The sequence below is a fragment of the Streptomyces purpurogeneiscleroticus genome (assembly GCF_020024005.1).
In the GTDB taxonomy this organism is placed as follows: domain Bacteria; phylum Actinomycetota; class Actinomycetes; order Streptomycetales; family Streptomycetaceae; genus Streptomyces; species Streptomyces purpurogeneiscleroticus.
The window spans coordinates 1-16,972 of the sequence record NZ_NHSG01000290.1 but is presented as its reverse complement, the minus strand read 5'-3'; the positions used below and the strand labels follow the sequence as shown (position 1 = coordinate 16,972).

The 16,972-nt window shown below is 71.0% G+C and carries 13 protein-coding genes; 5 read left to right on the top strand and 8 right to left on the bottom strand.

The features are described from left to right. Positions 1 to 216, bottom strand: a 216-nt coding sequence (locus tag CCS38_RS18680) for a hypothetical protein (protein WP_223734429.1), incomplete at its 3' end; no start/stop codon positions are given. A 384-nt stretch (positions 217 to 600) separates the two neighbouring features. Between CCS38_RS18680 and CCS38_RS18675 the strand changes: the two genes are divergently transcribed. Continuing rightward, a complete protein-coding gene (locus CCS38_RS18675) occupies positions 601 to 1,320 on the top strand; it encodes a L,D-transpeptidase family protein (RefSeq protein WP_223734428.1) in 720 nt (239 codons plus the stop codon). A 75-nt stretch (positions 1,321 to 1,395) separates the two neighbouring features. Here the strand turns inward: CCS38_RS18675 and CCS38_RS18670 are convergent, their stop codons facing one another. Then, positions 1,396 to 2,370: a MerR family transcriptional regulator gene (locus CCS38_RS18670; protein WP_223734427.1), complete on the bottom strand. Its 975-nt coding sequence runs from the start codon at positions 2,368 to 2,370 to the stop codon at positions 1,396 to 1,398. Positions 2,371 to 2,574: 204 nt separating this feature from the next. Between CCS38_RS18670 and CCS38_RS18665 the strand changes: the two genes are divergently transcribed. The 4 genes from CCS38_RS18665 to CCS38_RS18650 all read left to right on the top strand — a co-directional run bounded on the left by CCS38_RS18665 (position 2,575) and on the right by CCS38_RS18650 (position 5,640). Next, a complete protein-coding gene (locus CCS38_RS18665) occupies positions 2,575 to 3,222 on the top strand; it encodes an RNA polymerase sigma factor (protein WP_223734426.1) in 648 nt (215 codons plus the stop codon). Positions 3,223 to 3,427: 205 nt separating this feature from the next. Next, a complete protein-coding gene (locus tag CCS38_RS18660; protein WP_223734425.1) occupies positions 3,428 to 4,072 on the top strand; it encodes an HNH endonuclease family protein in 645 nt (214 codons plus the stop codon). A 93-nt stretch (positions 4,073 to 4,165) separates the two neighbouring features. Then, entirely contained in the window at positions 4,166 to 4,510 is a 345-nt protein-coding gene (locus CCS38_RS18655; RefSeq protein WP_223734424.1) for an MmcQ/YjbR family DNA-binding protein, read from the top strand. A gap of 125 nt (positions 4,511 to 4,635) precedes the next feature. Continuing rightward, the gene (locus CCS38_RS18650; protein ID WP_223734423.1) at positions 4,636 to 5,640 is read left to right on the top strand and encodes an alpha/beta fold hydrolase; all 1,005 of its coding nucleotides are present in this window, start codon (positions 4,636 to 4,638) and stop codon (positions 5,638 to 5,640) included. A 72-nt stretch (positions 5,641 to 5,712) separates the two neighbouring features. Here the strand turns inward: CCS38_RS18650 and sbnA are convergent, their stop codons facing one another. The 6 genes from sbnA to CCS38_RS18620 form a co-directional block, all read right to left on the bottom strand. Beyond that, positions 5,713 to 6,699, bottom strand: a complete 987-nt coding sequence (gene sbnA, locus CCS38_RS18645) for a 2,3-diaminopropionate biosynthesis protein SbnA (RefSeq protein ID WP_223734422.1) — start codon at positions 6,697 to 6,699, stop codon at positions 5,713 to 5,715. Positions 6,700 to 6,751: 52 nt separating this feature from the next. After that, positions 6,752 to 7,822: a 2,3-diaminopropionate biosynthesis protein SbnB gene (gene sbnB / locus CCS38_RS18640; protein ID WP_372457111.1), complete on the bottom strand. Its 1,071-nt coding sequence runs from the start codon at positions 7,820 to 7,822 to the stop codon at positions 6,752 to 6,754. Then, on the bottom strand, positions 7,819 to 8,823 hold the full coding sequence (locus CCS38_RS18635; RefSeq protein WP_223734421.1) for a TauD/TfdA family dioxygenase: 1,005 nt from the start codon (positions 8,821 to 8,823) through the stop codon (positions 7,819 to 7,821). The genes sbnB and CCS38_RS18635 overlap by 4 nt, the downstream gene beginning before the upstream one ends. A gap of 23 nt (positions 8,824 to 8,846) precedes the next feature. Next, positions 8,847 to 12,098 carry a non-ribosomal peptide synthetase gene (locus CCS38_RS18630; RefSeq protein ID WP_223734420.1) on the bottom strand — a complete coding sequence of 1,084 codons (3,252 nt, stop codon included), beginning with the start codon at positions 12,096 to 12,098 and terminating at the stop codon, positions 8,847 to 8,849. 230 nt (positions 12,099 to 12,328) lie between these two features. After that, entirely contained in the window at positions 12,329 to 14,851 is a 2,523-nt protein-coding gene (locus CCS38_RS18625) for a Pls/PosA family non-ribosomal peptide synthetase (protein ID WP_372457110.1), read from the bottom strand. A 1,064-nt stretch (positions 14,852 to 15,915) separates the two neighbouring features. Further along, positions 15,916 to 16,902, bottom strand: coding sequence for an alpha/beta fold hydrolase (locus tag CCS38_RS18620; RefSeq protein ID WP_223734419.1), 987 nt, complete (start codon positions 16,900 to 16,902; stop codon positions 15,916 to 15,918). Positions 16,903 to 16,972 lie beyond the last annotated feature (70 nt).

The window sequence follows — 16,972 nt, the reverse complement described above, 5'->3', positions numbered from 1 at the left end:
GGCGGGCTTGCCCGGCGGGCGAGTACGGGACGTGTCCCCGTGGCGACGAGCGCCCGTACGCCGCGCCACGGTGGTCTCGGCCGCCGTCGGCTCCTGAGCGGGGCGCGTGTCCTCGCTCCGGATCCCGCTCTGGGGGGCGTTCTCGGGCTCGTTCTCGGTGCTCGTGATCGTGGTGGTCGTGGTCGTGTTCGTGGTCGTGGGGGGCGTGCTGAGCATGGTCCTGGCTCTCCCTGGTCCTCGACACTCTTCTTGCCGGATCCGTGGGCGAAGCAGCGACCAGACAGACGCGCCCGCCAGGAAGCCACTTCTCCCACGGGGCGTGCCTACTGTCCGAAGCACGTGATTTTCTGCCTGCCCGACGGTGCGGGCGGTAAACACATCGTCTTCGACACAGTCGGGCGAGGCGTTCCCGGCCCCCGATGCGCGACGGCGCTGTCATGGGCGACGACCAGGGCCTGTTGTTCGGTAATCACCGGTTTTGGTGGCTGATTGCCGTCTAATCTGATGACGCGCGGGACTCATGAGGCGTACATGGCCTCATGCGGCGCAATCACCCATTGGCGGGCGCCCTGGACGGCGTCGAGACGAAAGCGGTGGTCCATGACGAGTACGCGAATATCCCGCGGGAGACGCGGGGCTGTATACGCGGCGGCAGCCGGGTTGCTGTCGCCGCTGTTAGTGGTCGGGCTGCAGTCGGCGCCGGCGCACGCCGCCTCCGGCTCCTGGTGCGGCGGCCTGCAGGGGCCGTACCAGAAAGCGGCCGAGAGGTTCCTCGGGCGGAAGGCCGACGGCAGGCAGTCGGTCGGCGACTGCCGCGCGATCCGGGATTTCCAGCGTGCGCACGGCATCCACCCGCAGTACGGATACGCGGGGCCGGTCACCTGGAACGTGATGAAGGTCGTGAAACAGCAGCGGGCCGCGGGGAAGAACCCCAACCGGGCGGGCAACTGCCCCGTGAACAAGGGCCGCATCGCGTGCGTGGACCTGACCCGGCAGATCAGCTGGATCCAGGACGGCCGCAAGCTCGTCAAGGGGCCGGTGCCGGTGCGGACGGGGCGGAACAAGCACGAGACGCGCACCGGACTGCACCAGGTCTACTGGCGCCACAAGGACCATGTCTCCTCGCTGTACGACGTGCCGATGCCGTACAGCCAGTTCTTCGACGGCGGCGAGGCGTTCCATGCCATCGACGGCAGCGTGTGGTCGGCACCGGGCTCGCACGGCTGCGTCAACATGCGGCCCACGGACGCGAAGAGCTACTGGAAACTGCTGAGGACCGGCGACGAGGTGTACGTCTACGGGCGCAAGGCCGGCACCTGACGTTGTCCCTCGCCGTCCCCGTCCCGGTCTTGCGGGACGGGGACGGCACGATGCCGTGCGCCCGGGCGAGGTGAATCAGTGACCAGCTGCTGACTGGTCGGCCGGTTTGGCGGCGTTGGCCTCGCAGAGCTGCGTGAGGGCCATGAGTGCGTCGTGCAGGGTGAGGGGATGGCGCATCCCTGTTTGCGGGGCGCTTGTTGCCCAGCCGGGGCCGCAGAGGAGTACGACGGGTTGGCGGCGTGCGCCTCGCACGCCCCACCGTGTGGCGGCCACCTGCCTGGCGAGGGGCGGGCCGGCGGTGCCGCGTACCTGGGACCAGAGGACGATTGCCGGGGGTCCGGTGCGCCGTACGGCCGCGGCGAGCGCATCGATCGGTACCGCCGCGCCGAACATACGGGTGGGCAGGCCGCGTTCGGAGAGCGCGGCGTTGAGCGCTTCGAGGGGCAGCGTGTGCTGCTCCTCCGGTACGCAGGCCAGGAGCAGCGGCGTGCTGTCCGTCATCGGGGGCGTGGAGACACGGCGGAGCGCGGTGGAGACGTGCCAGGACAGCAGGTGTTCCGCCTCTACGTAGCGGTCGCTGGACGTGGTTTCCCATTTGCGGCCGACAGCGTGCAGGGTCGGCACCAGCACCTGGTCCCAGGCCGTGACCAGTCCGTGTGCGTCGACGAGGGACGTCAACTGGCGGGAGATGGTCGGGGCGTCGAGCCGGGTGGCGGCGCGGATGAGGCCCCGGCACTCCAGACGTACGTCACCGGGGCGCAGAACGGTCCGTGCGGAGGCCGGGAGCGCGAGCGCGGACTCTTGCTGGGCGCGCTCATCCCGTCGACTCGCTGACGTGGCCCAGTCCTTGGCGGCACGGGCCGCCTCGGCCGGTGGCACACCGGCCGACGTGAGGCGGCACATCTCCTCCAGTACGGCGACGTCCTGGGGCGTCCAGCGCCGGTGCTGTCCCTCGGGGTGCACGGCGGGGCCGAGACCGTAACGCCGGTCCCAGGAGCGGAGGGTGGTGGGCGCGACTCCGAGGCGTCTGGCGAGGTCGCCCGTCGTCATCGCGGTACCGGGGCCGGGGCCGGGAGCACCCGGCTGCCGGTCTGCGCTCCGCGTGTCCGTATGCCCTGTGCGTGCGTGCCCTGCCTGTTCGCGCTCCACGGACCGAGCATACGACGCACAAACGACGCGAGTTGCCGAGACGGAGGAAGGATTTTCAGGATGGTGCCGCCGTTCCGCCGGGCCCTGCCAGGAGGCGCAGTCGTCATGTCCGCAGACCGTACCGCCGCACTCCGCCCGGCATCGCAGCCCGCACCCGATGCGCAGCCCATGGACGTCCCGACGCCGGGTCCGCTCACGGACGAGGAACTCGTGCGCCGGCTCGCCGCGGGCAGCGAGGCGTACCTGGCCATCGCGTACCACCGCTGGCAGCCGCTGGTCCTCGCCCTGGCCCGGAGGACGCTGGGCGACTCGCAGGAGGCCGAAGACGTCACCCAGCAGGTCTTTCTGGCCGTGTGGCGGAACCGGCACCGGTACCGGGCGAGCCGCGGGTCGGTCACCGGGTGGCTGACCGGGATCGCCCGGCACAAGATCGCGGATGCCCTGGCGGCACGCACGCGCCGGGCCCTGCTGATCGATGCGGCGGGCTCGGCCCTGTCGTACGCCGACGAGGCGACCGGCCGGCCGGACGAGGCACTCGACCGCGTACTGGTGAGCCGAGAGCTCGCCCGGCTGCCCGCGCCGCAACAACAGGTGCTGCGCATGACCTTCTACGACGACCTCACCCAGGCGCAGATCGCGGAACGCACCGGCTGGCCCCTCGGCACGGTCAAGAGCCACGCCCGGCGGGGGCTGCACCAGCTCCGCCGCGGGCTGGAGCCGGGCCGGAGCGACGCGGCCGGGCCCAAGAGCTGACCGAGCCCAAGAGCTGACCAAGCCAAGAGCTGACCAAGCCCTTCGGGCGACCCGGCCTGCCGCCGTGCAGTCACGCAGATTTCACCTCCGGCGTCTACCCGCATAGACGGAAGCGGAGCACTATGAACCCGCCACTCCCCCGTAGTTGCTCTGCTCGGATCATCGTCGTCCGTCCCGTCGTCCGTCCCGGAACGTGGAGCGTGTCATGCACATATCCGTTCGTCGTCGTGGTGTCGCCGTCACGAGTGTGGCCGCTGCGACCGCCGCCCTGAGTCTCTTCGCCGGCGCCCCCGCGCAGGCCGCGCTGCCCACTCCCGTCAGTGCCGCCACCGCCCGTTCGTATCTGGCTTCGCTCAGCGTCAGTGCCGAGCATTCGCGGGACGGCTACAGCCGCGACCTGTTCCCGCACTGGATCACCATCAGCGGGGCGTGCAACACCCGCGAGACGGTGCTCAAGCGCGACGGCACGAATGTCGTCACCGACTCCTCCTGTGCCGCGACCAGCGGCAGCTGGTATTCGCCCTACGACGGCGCCACGTGGTCGGCCGCCTCCGATGTCGACATCGATCACCTCGTGCCGCTCGCCGAGGCGTGGGACTCCGGCGCGTACGCCTGGACCACCACCAAGCGGCAGAGCTTCGCGAACGACCTCACGCGGCCGCAGCTGCTCGCCGTCACCGACAACGTCAACCAGTCCAAGGGCGACCAGGACCCCGCCACCTGGTGGCCCTCCCGCACCACCTACAAGTGCACCTACGCGCGGGCCTGGGTCCAGGTGAAGTACTCCTACGGGCTGAGCGTCGACTCCGCCGAGAAGAGTGCGCTGTCGTCGGTCCTCAACGGATGCTGACGGCCGCTTGATCGGGGGGCGGTTCCGGCCGGGCGGTCCGGCCGGACGGGCGTCCGGCGGGCCGATGTCAGTGGTGCGGTTTACGGTGATCCCATGCCCGACTCCGATGACGTACGCCGGATCGCCCTCTCCCTGCCGGAGACGGTGGAGAAGGAAGCCTGGAGCATGCCCACCTTCCGGGTCTCCGGGAAGATGTTCCTCACGCTCCCCGACGACGAGACCTCGTTCGCCGTGCGGTGCCCCGTCCTGGAGCGGGGGGAGCTGATAGCGGCGGAGCCCGAGAAGTTCTGGGTGCCGCGGCACGAGGCGGGTTCCGCCTGGGTGCGGGTGCGGCTGGCCGCGCTGGAGGACCTGGACGAGCTGCGCGACATCGTCGTGGACTCCTGGCAGCAGGCCGCACCGAGCCGACTTCTGGACACGTTCTCGGGGTTGGGCTGACCCCAGGCCGGAGCCTCAACTCCCCCGACCGGCAAGCGGAATGCGGAACATGGCCGCCTTCCGCACCGTTCATCAGGAGTGACCGTGACCCGAGTTCACGTACACACGAGCGCAGGAGGAGACAGGTGACCCCTTCCGTCGAGGCCCCTTCCGTCGAGCACCGGTTCGTCGAGGTCAACGGCGTGCGGCTGCACATCGCCGAGCAGGGGCAGGGGCCACTGGTCCTGCTGCTGCACGGCTTCCCGGAGTCGTGGTACTCCTGGCGGCACCAGTTCGGGCCGCTGGCCGCGGCCGGGTACCGGGTCGTCGCCCCCGATCAGCGCGGCTACGCCCGCAGCGAGCAGCCGGCGGACATCTCCGCGTACACCATGCTGCATCTCACCGGGGACGTGATCGGGCTGATACGGGCCCTCGGTGAGGAGCAGGCGGTCGTGGTGGGGCACGACTGGGGCGCGCCGGTTGCCTGGACGACCGCCATGCTCCGCCCCGATGTGGTGCGCGGCGTCGCCGGGCTGAGCGTGCCGCCGGTGCCGCGCGGCACGGCCCCACCGCTGCCGGCCCTGCGCGCCCAGCTCGGCGAGGGTTTCTACCAGCAGTACTTCCAGGAGCCCGGGGTCGCGGACGCCGAGCTGGCCCGGGACGTGCGGTCGACGTTCCGGCGGCTGCTGTACGGCGGTTCCGGGGACAGCCCGTTCACCGACCCGCCGGTGCCGTGGGTGATCCCCGAGGGCCATTCGGTGCTGGACACGATGGAGGAGCCGAAGGAGCTGCCCGGCTGGCTCACCGACGCCGACATCGACGCCTTCGCGCACGACTACGCGGAGCACGGTGACCGGGCGTTCACCGGCGGCCTCAACTGGTACCGGAACATCGACCGCAACTGGGAGCTGCTCGCGCCGTTCCACGGCCGGGGCATCGACATACCCGCGCTGTACGTCGCCGGGGACCGGGACCTGGTCCGGGCGTTCCCCGGCATGGACCGGCTGCTGCCGGCCCTGGACCAGGTGCTGCCGCGGCTGCACGCCAACATCACGCTGCCCGGCTGCGGCCACTGGACGCAGCAGGAGCGCCCCGAAGAGGTGAACGCGGCGCTGCTGGACTTCCTCGCCCAGCTGCCGGAACGCGACTGACGTCGAGTACGGACGCCGCGCCCACCGGCCCGCTGCGAAAGGGGGCCGGTGGGCGCGGCGGCAGCGCCTCGGTCAGGCCGAGCGGGAGCCGGCCGTCAGCTCGTCGGCGCTGAGGATCTCCTCTCCGTACAGGTCCTGGAGCCAGTTGGTCTGGTAGATGGTGTCGAGGTAGCGCTCGCCGAGGTCAGGGGCGATGGCCACCGCTGTCAGGTCGCGGTCCTCATGACGCGCCAGCCAGTCGGTCGCGCCGCTGACCACCGTGCCGGTGGAACCGCCGAACAGGAATCCGCTGCGGGCCAGACGGTGGCAGGCGCGGACGGTGTCGGCCTCCTCCACCTGGATCACCTCGTCCACGTAGGACTCGTCCAGCAGCGCCGGGCGGACGCTGGTGCCCAGGCCCGGGATCATCCGGCGGCCGGGCGGGCCGCCGAAGGTGACCGAGCCGACGCTGTCGACGGCGATCACGCGCACCCGGCGGTGCCACTCCCAGAAGTAGCGCGCGCAGCCCATCAGCGTGCCGGTGGTACCGGCGCCGACGAACAGCACGTCCAGGTCCGGGAATTGGCGCGCGATCGCGGGTGCGGTGGTGCGGTAGTGCGCCTTCCAGTTGCCCGGGTTGGTGTACTGGTTCAGCCAGACGTACCGGTCGTCGGAGGCGCACAGGGCGCGCACGTAGTCGATCCGCGCGCCCAGCCAGCCGCCGTGGGTGTCCGGTTCGGCGATGATGTGCACCTGGCTGCCCAGGGCCTCCATCATCCGCCGGGACGACAGGTTGCAGCGCGGGTCGGTCACGCAGACGAACCCGTAGCCCTTGCTTGCCGCGATCATGCTGAGTGCCACGCCCAGATTCCCGGACGAGGATTCCACCAGGACCGATCCCGGCATCAGCGCACCCTCGCGCTCCGCGGCCTCGACCATCTCCGCCGCCGCCTTCAGCTTGATCGACCCGGCGAAGTTGAAGCCCTCGCACTTCAGGAAAAGTGGCTGCCCGAAGGTGGATCGCAGGTCGACGTAGAGCTCTTCCTCATTGAAGTCCAGGGGAACGGATATGACTGGCACGATGACCCCCTCATTTGATGACCCCCCATGTGCGGCCGTAGGACCCGGCCGCTCATCCGTACCGGCGCAGCTCGTGGAAGAAACCGTCGATGACGTGCAGCTCTCCCGAGCGGACCACTTCGTCGTAGACGTACTTGCCGACCGCCAGGTCCAGGACCCCCAGTCCGAACGGCGAGAAGACCAGCGGGCGGTCCGCCGGCGGCCGCACCTGCCCCGCCATCACCTCGGCCAGCGTCCCGTGCAGGAAGTCCCTGCTGCCGGAGAGCTGTTCGGCCAGGTGGGGTGAGGTGTCGGCCTTCAGACAGTGTTCGATGTCGTCGACGATGTTGGACGAGGCGAGCACGATCTGCGGCGCGAGGTCGCGCAGCGAGACGTGCAGCACCAGCGGATGGTGTGCGAACCACGACACGTCGCTGACGTGCGGCCGGCCCGCGACGGTGGCGAAGACCACCAGGTCGCTGTGGCGGATCAGCTGCTCGGCGCTGTCGTGGACGGTGATCCGGCCGTCGGCGCCGGACTGTTCGAGGTACGTGCGGAAGCCCGCGGCGCTGTCGGCGGACACGTCGTGCACGCCGATCTCCTCGAACGCCCAGCCCGTGGCGGCCAGGAATGTGTGGATGTAGCGGGCGATGAGGCCCGTACCGAAGAAGCCGACCCGCGCGGGCCGCGGCCGGCCGCGGCTGAGCCAGTCGGCCGCCGACGCCGCCGAGGCGGCCGTGCGGGTGGCGGAGATGATCGAGCTCTCCAGACAGGCGAACGGGTAACCGGTGTCGTGGTCGTTGAGGATCAGGACCGCCGACGCCCGGGGAATGCCGGCCGCGACGTTCTCGGGAAAGCTGGATATCCATTTCAGGCCGTCGACCGGTTCCTGGCCGCCCACCGACGCGGGCAGCGCGATGATCCGCGAGGACGGGCGGTCCGGGAACCGCAGGAAGTACGAGGGCGGGTTGACCGTGTTGCCGGCGCCGTGCAGCCGGTAGGTGGCCTCGACCAGGTCGACGAGCTGCCGCTCGCGGCCCTGCAGGGCGCGCTGGACCTGGGAGCCGGAGACCACCGCGAACGGCGGTACCCGCTTCGGCCCCCGGCCGGTGGTTTCGGCGGCGGTGGGGTGGATGGTCGTCACCGGGCGGTCACCTCGATCGTGGGCGCGCAGTCGGCCAGCCGCACCTCGTCGGCCATCGCCACCAGCACCTCGCGCGGTCCCTCGAAGGGCTCCCTGCTGTGCGCGGTACGGACGTTGTCCACCAGGAGCAGATCGCCGGCCTGCCAGGGCTCGCGGGCGGTGTGCTCCTCGTAGACCTTGTTGAGCAATTGCACGATGTCCTCTCCGATGGGGTCGCCGCCGCCGAAGCGGGTGTTGAACGGCAGCCCGTCGGGGCCGTAGACGTCCACCAGGTACTCGTGCACCTCGGGCGCCATGGTCCATTCGTTCAGGAAGGCGATCTGGTTGAACCAGCAGCGCCGGCCGGTGACCGGGTGGCTCACCACGGCGCTGCGGCGCTGGCGGGTGCGCAGGCCGCCGTCGTCCTGCCATTCGAAGGCGATCGCGTTCGCGCGGCAGTACCGTTCGACAACGCCGCGGTCATCGGTGCCGAACGCCTCCTCCCAGGACGCGCCGATCTCGTCGTTGTAACTGCGGGTGAGCAGCCAGCCCTCCCGCTCGAAGCGCCGCACCAGTTCGGTGGGGAGCGCGTCGAGCACAGTGGGCGCGTCGGCGACCGCGGTGGCCCCGCCCTCGGCCGGCGCGGTCAGGCAGGCGAACATCATCAGGCCGGGGAAGGCGAGGGTGTAACTCAGCTCGTGGTGCATGCACATCTGCTGGTTCGGCGGCCATTTGGTGGAGGAGTAGACGCCCTCCTCGGGATAGTTCCGCCGGGGCGCGAACGCCTCCTGCTCGCTCACCAGGCCGGTGGCCAGCAGCCGGAAGACGGCTCCGGTACCGGCCGGGTCCCGTAAGCCCAGGCCGCGGACGAGCAGTGCGCCGTGTTCGGCAACGGTGGCGCGCAGCGCGTCCCGGTGCTCGGCGACCCAGCGCGGCGCGTCGCCGGTGGTCTCGGCCCGCAGCATCGGGGGCCTGCCTGGCTGGCGTTCCACGTCGAGCAGGGACGCCGGGAATTGCGACATTTCCGATCTTCCTTTCGTTGTTATCAAGAAGAAGCCAACAAAGCGGCGGCGGCCTGTACGGCCTGTGCCGCCCGGTCGGGGCGGGTGCGTAGGAAGTAGTGGCCGCCGTCGGGCAGTTCGTGCAGCGCCACGTCCTCGGCGAGCAGCTGCCAGTCCTGGTGGCGGAGGCCGGCGTCGGCCGTGACCGGGTCGTCGGCGGTGACGACCACGGTGACCGGCGCGGACAGCTTCTCCGCCGGCGGGTCCTGCAGCAGGCCGGCGAAGTACCGGTGGGCGGCGAGGCAGTCGTGGCGGTAGGCCGCGCCGACGTGTTCGGCGCGCTGGGCGTCCAGTTCCTCCAGTTCGGTGTAGCCGCCCTCCGCCGACAGTTGCGCGGCGATCGTCGCGTTGTCGCGGCCGGCGAGTACGGTCATGGCGGCGCGCCGGGCGGCGGCGTCGCCGGGCAGCTGCGCGGCGAGGAAGAGGCGCTGAACGGTCACGCCGCGCCGTTCCAGGCGCCGGGCCGTCTCGGCCGCGAAGGCGGTGCCCGAGGAGTGGCCCCACAGCAGTACGTCGTCCAGGCCGCGCCGGACGATCTCGGTGGCGGCCTGCTCGGCCACGTCCTCCAGGGACGCGAACGCCTCGCTGTGCGCCGTGAGGTCGTGCCCGGGCAGTTCCACGGCGTACACCGCGCGCCCGGTGCCGCGCAGGGCACGGGCCAGCGGCTGGAAGTTGACCGCGTTGCCGCCGGCGTACGGGAAGCACACCAGCGCCCCGTTGGTGCTGCCGCCCGGCTCCGCGAGGGCGTGCAGCAGCCCTTCGCGGCGTACGGAGCGGCCGTCGACCACGTCGGCCAGGTCGGCGAGGACCGGGTGGCGGGTGACGTCCTTCAGGGAGACGGCGCGCTTCAGGGTGACGGCGAGCTTCACCGCCGACAGGGAGGTGCCGCCGCGGTCGAAGAAGTGGTCGCGCCGGCCGATGCGTTCCTGCGGGATGCCGAGCACGGTGGACCAGGCGGCGGCCAGCCGCCGTTCGGTGGCCGTGCGCGGCGCGTGGTAGTCCTCCTCGGCCATCCCCAGCCGGCCGGCCAGCGCGGTCAGCGCCTTCCGGTCGATCTTGCTGTTGGGGGTCAGCGGCAGGCTGTCCAGGTGGTGGAAGGCGGCGGGCACCATGTAGCCGGGCAGCGACTCCCCCAGCCCTTCGCGCAGCGCGGTGACCTCCAGTTCGCGTCCGGAGTAGAAGGCGATCAGGTGCTTGCTGCGGTCGGCGCGCTCGGCGACCACGACGGCGCCGTCCCGTACCCCGGCCATCCGCAGCAGTGCGTTCTCGATCTCGCCGATCTCGATGCGGAAGCCGCGGATCTTGACCTGGGTGTCCCGGCGGCCGAGGAATTCGAGCTTGCCCTCCGCCTGCCAGCGGCCCCGGTCGCCGCTGCGGTACAGGCGGGCGCCGGGCCGGTGGGGGTCGGGCAGGAACGCCTGCCGGGTGCGCTCCGGGTCGTTCACGTAGCCGCGGCCGACGCAGACGCCGGAGAAGACGATCTCGCCGGGGGCGCCGAGCGGCACCGGGGCGAGGTGGTCGTCGACGACGTGGACGTGCACATTGCGCACGGCGGGGCCGAGCGGTACCCGGTCGCCCTCGGGCGCGCGGACCATCACCTCGTGGTTGGTGTCGTCCGAGGTCTCGGTGAGGCCGTAGGCGTTGACCAGCTTCAGGCCCGGCAGGACCGTGAAGAACCGCTGGGCCAGCTCCATTTTCAGGGCTTCGCCGGTGACGGACACGCAGTGCAGGTCGGGCAGTTCGCGGGGCGCCGCCTCCAGCGCGGACAGCACGACTTCGAGGTAGGACGGGACGACCTGGACGACACCGGCGCGGCCCTCGGCGATGGTGTCGACGAACCGCTGGACGTCCAGTACGGCGTCCTGCCCGACCAGCAGCGTCCGGCCGCCGACCAGCAGTGCGGAGACCAGCTGCCACAGCGAGATGTCGAAGCACTGGGGTGCGGTCTGGGCGACCACCTGTCCCTCGCCGATGCCCAGGTCCTCGATCTTGGCGTAGAGGTGGTTGAGCATCCCGGCGTGCTCGCACATCGCACCCTTGGGCTCGCCGGTCGAGCCGGAGGTGAAGTAGATGTACGCGAGCTGGTCCGGCTCGATGACGATCCCGAGGTCGTCCTCGGTGTGTCCTTCCTCGTACGCGGTGCCGATGAGGAGCTTGCGGGCGCCGGGCACGGCGGTCAGCGCCTCGTCCAGGGTGGTGGTGCTGCCGGGTTCGGTCAGCACGAGGCCGCACTCCGCGCGGGAGAGCGTGGTGGCGATGCGGTCGGCCGGGAAGTGCGGCTCGATGGGCAGGTAGACGCCGCCGGCCTTGAAGACCGCCAGCACGGCGGCCATCCAGTCCAGGTTGCGTTCGGTCACCACGGCGACGACGCCTTCCCGGCGCAGGCCCCTGGCCAGCAGGACGCGGCCCAGCTTGTTGGCGTGTGCGTTGAGCTCCCGGTACGTCCACTGCCGGGTGCCCTGTACGGCGGCGACGGCGTCCGGGTGGGCGCGTACCCGCTGCTCGAACAGCTCGTGGAAGCGGGCGTCGGGCAGCTCGCGCCGCGGTCCGGCCAACTCGTCGAGCTGGTAGCGGAGTTCGCCGGCGGACAGCAGGCTCTGCCGCGTGTGGTCGGCGTCGGGCCCGGCGGCCAGCAGTGCCAGTGCGCGGCGGTGGTAGCCGGCGATCCGGTCCACGCACGCCGCGTCCAGCGCCTCGGTGCGGTACCGCAGCCGCAGTACCAGTTCCTCGCCGCGTGCCGTGACGCCCACCCACAACACGGTGTCGCCGGTCGGCTCACCCTCGCCGCCGGTCGGGTCCCACACCGTCTCGTACTCGGGTCCGGTCACGCCCAGTTCGCGCCGGAGCTCCTCGACCGGGAACTCACGGTGCGTCAGGAGCCGCGAGACGGCGCGGTCCACGTCGTGCACCAGCGCCCGCCAGGTGGCGGCACCGGTCGTCAGCGGGCAGGGCAGCGGCCGGCCGTCCCGTACGGCGACATGCCCGGTCACCACGTCCCGCTCGCCCGCCAGCGCCGCGAGGACCTTGGCGTGCGCGGCCAGCAGGAGGGAGTCGAACGGCACCGCCAGCTCCTCCGCCAGCCGGCGTACCGCCGTGACCACCTCGGCCGGGACGCTCGCCACTTGTTCGGCGACGCCCGGCACTGGATGCAGGGTCCACCGCGGGAGCGCGGTGGCGCCGCCTCCCACGAGCACACCCCGCCAGAATTCCCGACCGCTCTCAGCCGGCTTTGCCATGGGATCTTCCCCCTCCGAGCACCGCTGTCACGGTGCCGCGCGCCGCTGTCCGGAGCGGCGCGGTCGTGGTCGTCTGTTTGCCGGCCGGCCCGTCGGCCGGCCTCGGTGCGCGGTTCCCGGTACGTGCCGATGGCGGCGGCCCCGCCGCCCTCTCCATGCCGAGGGCCGCTGCTCCGTCCCGGTCGGCGCACCGCGGTGCGTGTCGTCCGGCCTGCGCGGTGGTCGCTGGGTCATGCGGTCCGCTGGGGCGCCCGGTGCGTTTCGGCGGCCGGGTTTCCGGCCCACCGGGCGTGCTGCGGGATCTCCTCGCCCTTCATCAGGAAGGAGTCGGCGGCCAGTACCGCGCCGTCGCCCATCGTCACGCCGTAGTGGACCAGGGCGCCGATGCCCAGCGTGCAGCCGGCGCCGATCGTGCTGTGGTCGGATTTGAAGGTGCCGTCCTCCTGCGAGTGGCACTGGATCTTGCTTCCCATGTTGAGCGTGGCGTCGTCCCCGATGGCGGTGAGCGTCCGCTCCGTGATGTAGCAGCCGTCGTCGAAGACCCGCCGGCCGAGCCGGACGCCCAGCATCCGCCACAGCAGGTTCTTGAACGGGGTGCCGTTGAAGGCGTTGAAGTGGGTGTCGGGCACCTTCCACAGGCGCTCGTGCCACCAGAAGTACTGCTGGTAGATGGAGCACAGCTGCGGCCGCAGCGGGCGGAAGCGCAGGATGATCCGCTCCAGCATGCTGAAGTAGACGGCGGTGAAGACCATGCTGAGCGCCATGTACGCCGCGATGAGCAACTGCTCGGCCACGCCGTACAGTTCGATGGCCGCGACGGCCAGCACGGTGAGCACGAAGACGTGCACCCACCGCAGGAACAGGAAGAGGCCGATCGTGACGGTGTTGTGCCGGTTCTTCGCCGCGAGGCGGGTGCGGAACTCCTCGCCCGTGCGGTAGTGGTCGAAACGGGTATCGCGCTCCACGGAGCGGGGAATCTCGAAGCTCGGCGAGCCGAGCAGCCCCACCCCTTCGCGGACCTCGCCGTCCAGCGGCACCATCACCTTGGTCGCGAGCAGGCAGTTCTCTCCGGTCCTGCCGCCCGAGGGGTAGGCGATGAAGTTGCCGAGGAAGTTGTGTGCGCCGATCGTCGCCCGGGACACCCGGAAGGACGTGCTGGAGAAGTCGGCGTTGATGATGGACAGTCCGTCGGCGACCATCGTGCCGCTGCCGACGGTGGCCAGGAACGGCGTCTCGTGCGCCACGTCCGTGCCGAAGTTGGACCCGGTCTGCTCGATCCGGGACATGTTGTACCCGAGGTAGCGCAGGTAGTGGACGATGTAGGAGCTGTCGCCGAAGAGCCACTTGAAGAACTTGTTGTTGGTCGTCCGCGTGATGGCGCGGTGCACCGTGTAGTGGAAGCCGTACAGCGGATACACCTTGTCCGGCTCGATCAGAAGGTTCAGCAGACGCGGCACGGTGAACAGCCAGACCATGCCGAGCAGGGTGAAGCCGAAGAACACCACCACGGAAATGACCAGCGCGTCGAGGTAGAGCGCCGCCGAGGTGAGCCCCTCGGTGCCGGGACCCAGCCACCTGCCGAGCGCGGGGACCTCCGTGAGCAGGAAATACATGGCCCCCACGCCCAGCGGCACGTAGATGACACACACCTGTACCAGGGTGAGGAAGCCGTACCCGAAACGGCGCAGGGTGCCGCAGCCGGTCGGCGCGACGCGTACGTAGTCCACGTCCGTGCGCTGCGCCGGTGAGCCGTGCCACCGCTGTCCGGCCGGCACGGCCTCGCCGCTCTGCAGCGCGGAGGCGTGGCCGAGCTGGGCGCCGTCGCCCATCGAGGTCTTGATGTCCAGCACGGTCCGCTCGCCGACGAAGACGTCCCGGCCGAGGGTGACGGGGCCGGTCTGGATCCGCCCGGCGTGCGCCCGGTAGCAGAGGAAGTACGCCTCCTTGCGGATCACCGTGTTGGCGCCGATGGTGAGCAGATCGGTGCAGACGGGGACGGCGGGCGAGAGGATCGTGACGTTCTTGCCGATGCGCGCGCCGAGGGCCCGGAGGTAGAGCACGTACAGCGGATTGCCGATGAAGAGCCTCATCGGGTTCGCGTGGATCAGTACCCGGACCGTCCAGAAACGCAGATAGGCCAGGCTCCACACCGGGAATTCCATGGGCCGCCAGCGGCCGACGAGAATCCATTTGGCCGCGACCGGAAAGAGGCACATGCCGACGAATCCGGCGCTGCCGAAGACGGCCGACCGCACATAGATGTCGGCCAGTCCGGAGCCGGCGGACACCCAGGTGAAGCCGCGGATGGTGACCATTCCGGCGAGGTAGGAATAGCTGAGGAAAATCAGCAGCTGGAGTGCGCCGCACAGGACGAACCGTGGTGTACTGCCGGCCGGCGCAGGGTCCTCGGGGACCGCCGGCGCCCGCTCTTCGGTGGCGGCGGGTGGGACGGCCGGCAGGGACCCGGCCAGGCTGCGGATGGTCGGGTGGCGGTAGACGTCCTTCATGGAGACCGACGGCAGGTCGCCGCGCTTCCTGACCCGCGCGCAGAACTGCGCCATGAGCAGGGAATTGGCGCCCAGGTCGTCGAAGAAGTGGCTGTCGACCGGGACCCGCTCGGCGCTCACCAGACCGGCCAGCACCTCGGCGAGGATCCGCTCGGTGGCGGTCGGCTCCGGCAGGGTACTCCCATGATCAATAGTTGAAGATTCAACCAGGTCCGCTGTCGAGATCTCGACAGGTTTTCCCACCACGTGAGCTCCTTGTAAGTCAATGTCGTCAGCTGTGCGGGAAGTCAAGGCATTTGGCCTGTGCGGTGGGGGGACTGGTGCGAATCCGTACACGGCGAGCCGGAATCGGGGCGGGGCACTGGGCCCGGACAGCTCTGCCGCCAGTACGGCGGAATCATCGACGCCCTCGACGGCCGGCTCCCCGTACAGAGGAGGAAACGGCCGCGAGGCACGGAGAGAAGGGGCGGACGGCCGACGCCCGCCGCCGGGCCCGCTACGAAGACGTGCGGCACCCCGGTTCCGGTGCGGTCGTACTGATCGCTCTCGCCGTCGTCCTCGGCGTGGCCCGGATCCTCTGTGGGGCGAGGATCCTCGGTGCGGTGGCCGGGGCCCGGCACGGCGTCCAGGCCCTGCGCTGCGTCCGGGTCGACGGCCCGGCCGGCCGGGTCGGCCTTCAGGGCGGCCCGGTCAACGTATCCGCACATCGTCAGGCGTCTGCTGCGCGCCGGGTCCGAACGGCGCGTACGGCGGCTCTCCGCGGCCCGCCCGAAGGGCGCGGAACAGGTCACCCGGTGCGACGGGACACGGCGCGGCGGCACCGTCACCGTGCACGCCCCCGCGGCGCGCACGGCAGGAGCCGGCCGGTCGTACGGCGAGCGATCCAGCAATTTCCCCCGTTCCCCGTGAGCGCCTGGGCCCCCCGACCCGGACGCTTCCCCCCTACCAACCAGGCTGTCGTAACCCTGCATCGACGTCATGAGCACGGCTCCCCCTCGAGACGCGCATAGGTGGTGACAGCAGGTTAAGCACCCTCAGACTTGGGAACCATCCGGTGGCCGAACTCGGCGTGAAGCGGTTCACCCACAGGTTTAAGTGCAGGTAGCAGGACGGAACAACGGAACCGGGCGGCCTCACACGCCACGTCCCGGAGGGCGTGGGGGCGCACTCAAAGTGCACGCGCCCGCGCGCGCCGCCCGCTGTCAACACCGGAGTGCGCCCCACCGCCCGGCGTCGCGAGTGCCACGAGGGACGCCGGCCGCTTCGCGGTGCTGGAGCCCGCTGGCCGGCGCCGTCGCACGGTGTGTGATTTAGCCGACTCTCACGGCCGGGGAAAGGAGCCAGTCGATGAGGAGGCGGTTCACCTCGTCGGCGCGCTCCTGTTGGATCCAGTGGCCGCAGCCCTCCAGCAGGTGGCAGGAGACCAGACCGGGAAGGGTGGTGGGGTACGCCTCGATGGCCTCGCTCATCCAGGTGGTCGAGGCGTCGAGGGTGCCGCCGAGGAAGAGGGACGGCTGGGTGACCGGCGCGCCGTCCCAGGGGGCGAGGTCCGCCCAGTCCCGGTCGACGTTGCGGTACCGGTTGAGCGCGCCGGTCAGGCCGGTCCGCTCGAACTCCCCGGCGTACACGTCGAGATCGGCCTCGGTGAGCCAGGACGGCAGGACACCGGCGGGGAACCGGTCGCGGAGCCGGCCGCCTTCGGGCACGAAGAAGAGGCTGCCCTCGCCGCCGCGCGGCATCGTGTCGGCCGAGAGCCCGGCGTAGAACCCGGCCAGCCAGCCGCGCACGTCCGGTTCGATCTCGGCCTCCGCCCGGCCGGGCTCCTGGAAGTAGCCGACATAGAACTCCTCGTCGCCGCCGAGCGCGGCGAACGCCTCGGTGGGCCGGGGCCCGCCCCGAGGTGCGTACGGCACGCTCAGCAATCCGACGGCCGTGACGAGGTCCGGCCGGAGCAGCGCGGTGTGGGCGGCGATGGACGAGCCCCAGTCGTGGCCCACGACGACCGCGCTCCCGGCGCCGAGGGCCTCGATGACGGCGGCGGTGTCCTCGACGTGGTCGAGCATCCGGTACGCGTCGACCGCGGCGGGCGCGGAGGAGCGGCCGTATCCGCGGACGTCGACGGCCACCGCGCGGAAGCCCGCCGCGGCGAGCGCCGGGAGCTGGTGGCGCCAGGAGTACCAGGACTCCGGGAAGCCGTGGACGAAGAGGACCAGGGGGCCGGTGCCCTGCTCCACGAGATGGATACGGCCGCCGGGCGTGCGGACCAGACGGTGCTGTACGGGAGTCGGCTGCGGCATGGCTCCTCCTGGGGTGGTGGCGGGCGCGGTCCCGCTTTCCGTGATCATCGGACGGCCGCGCGGCGGTGGC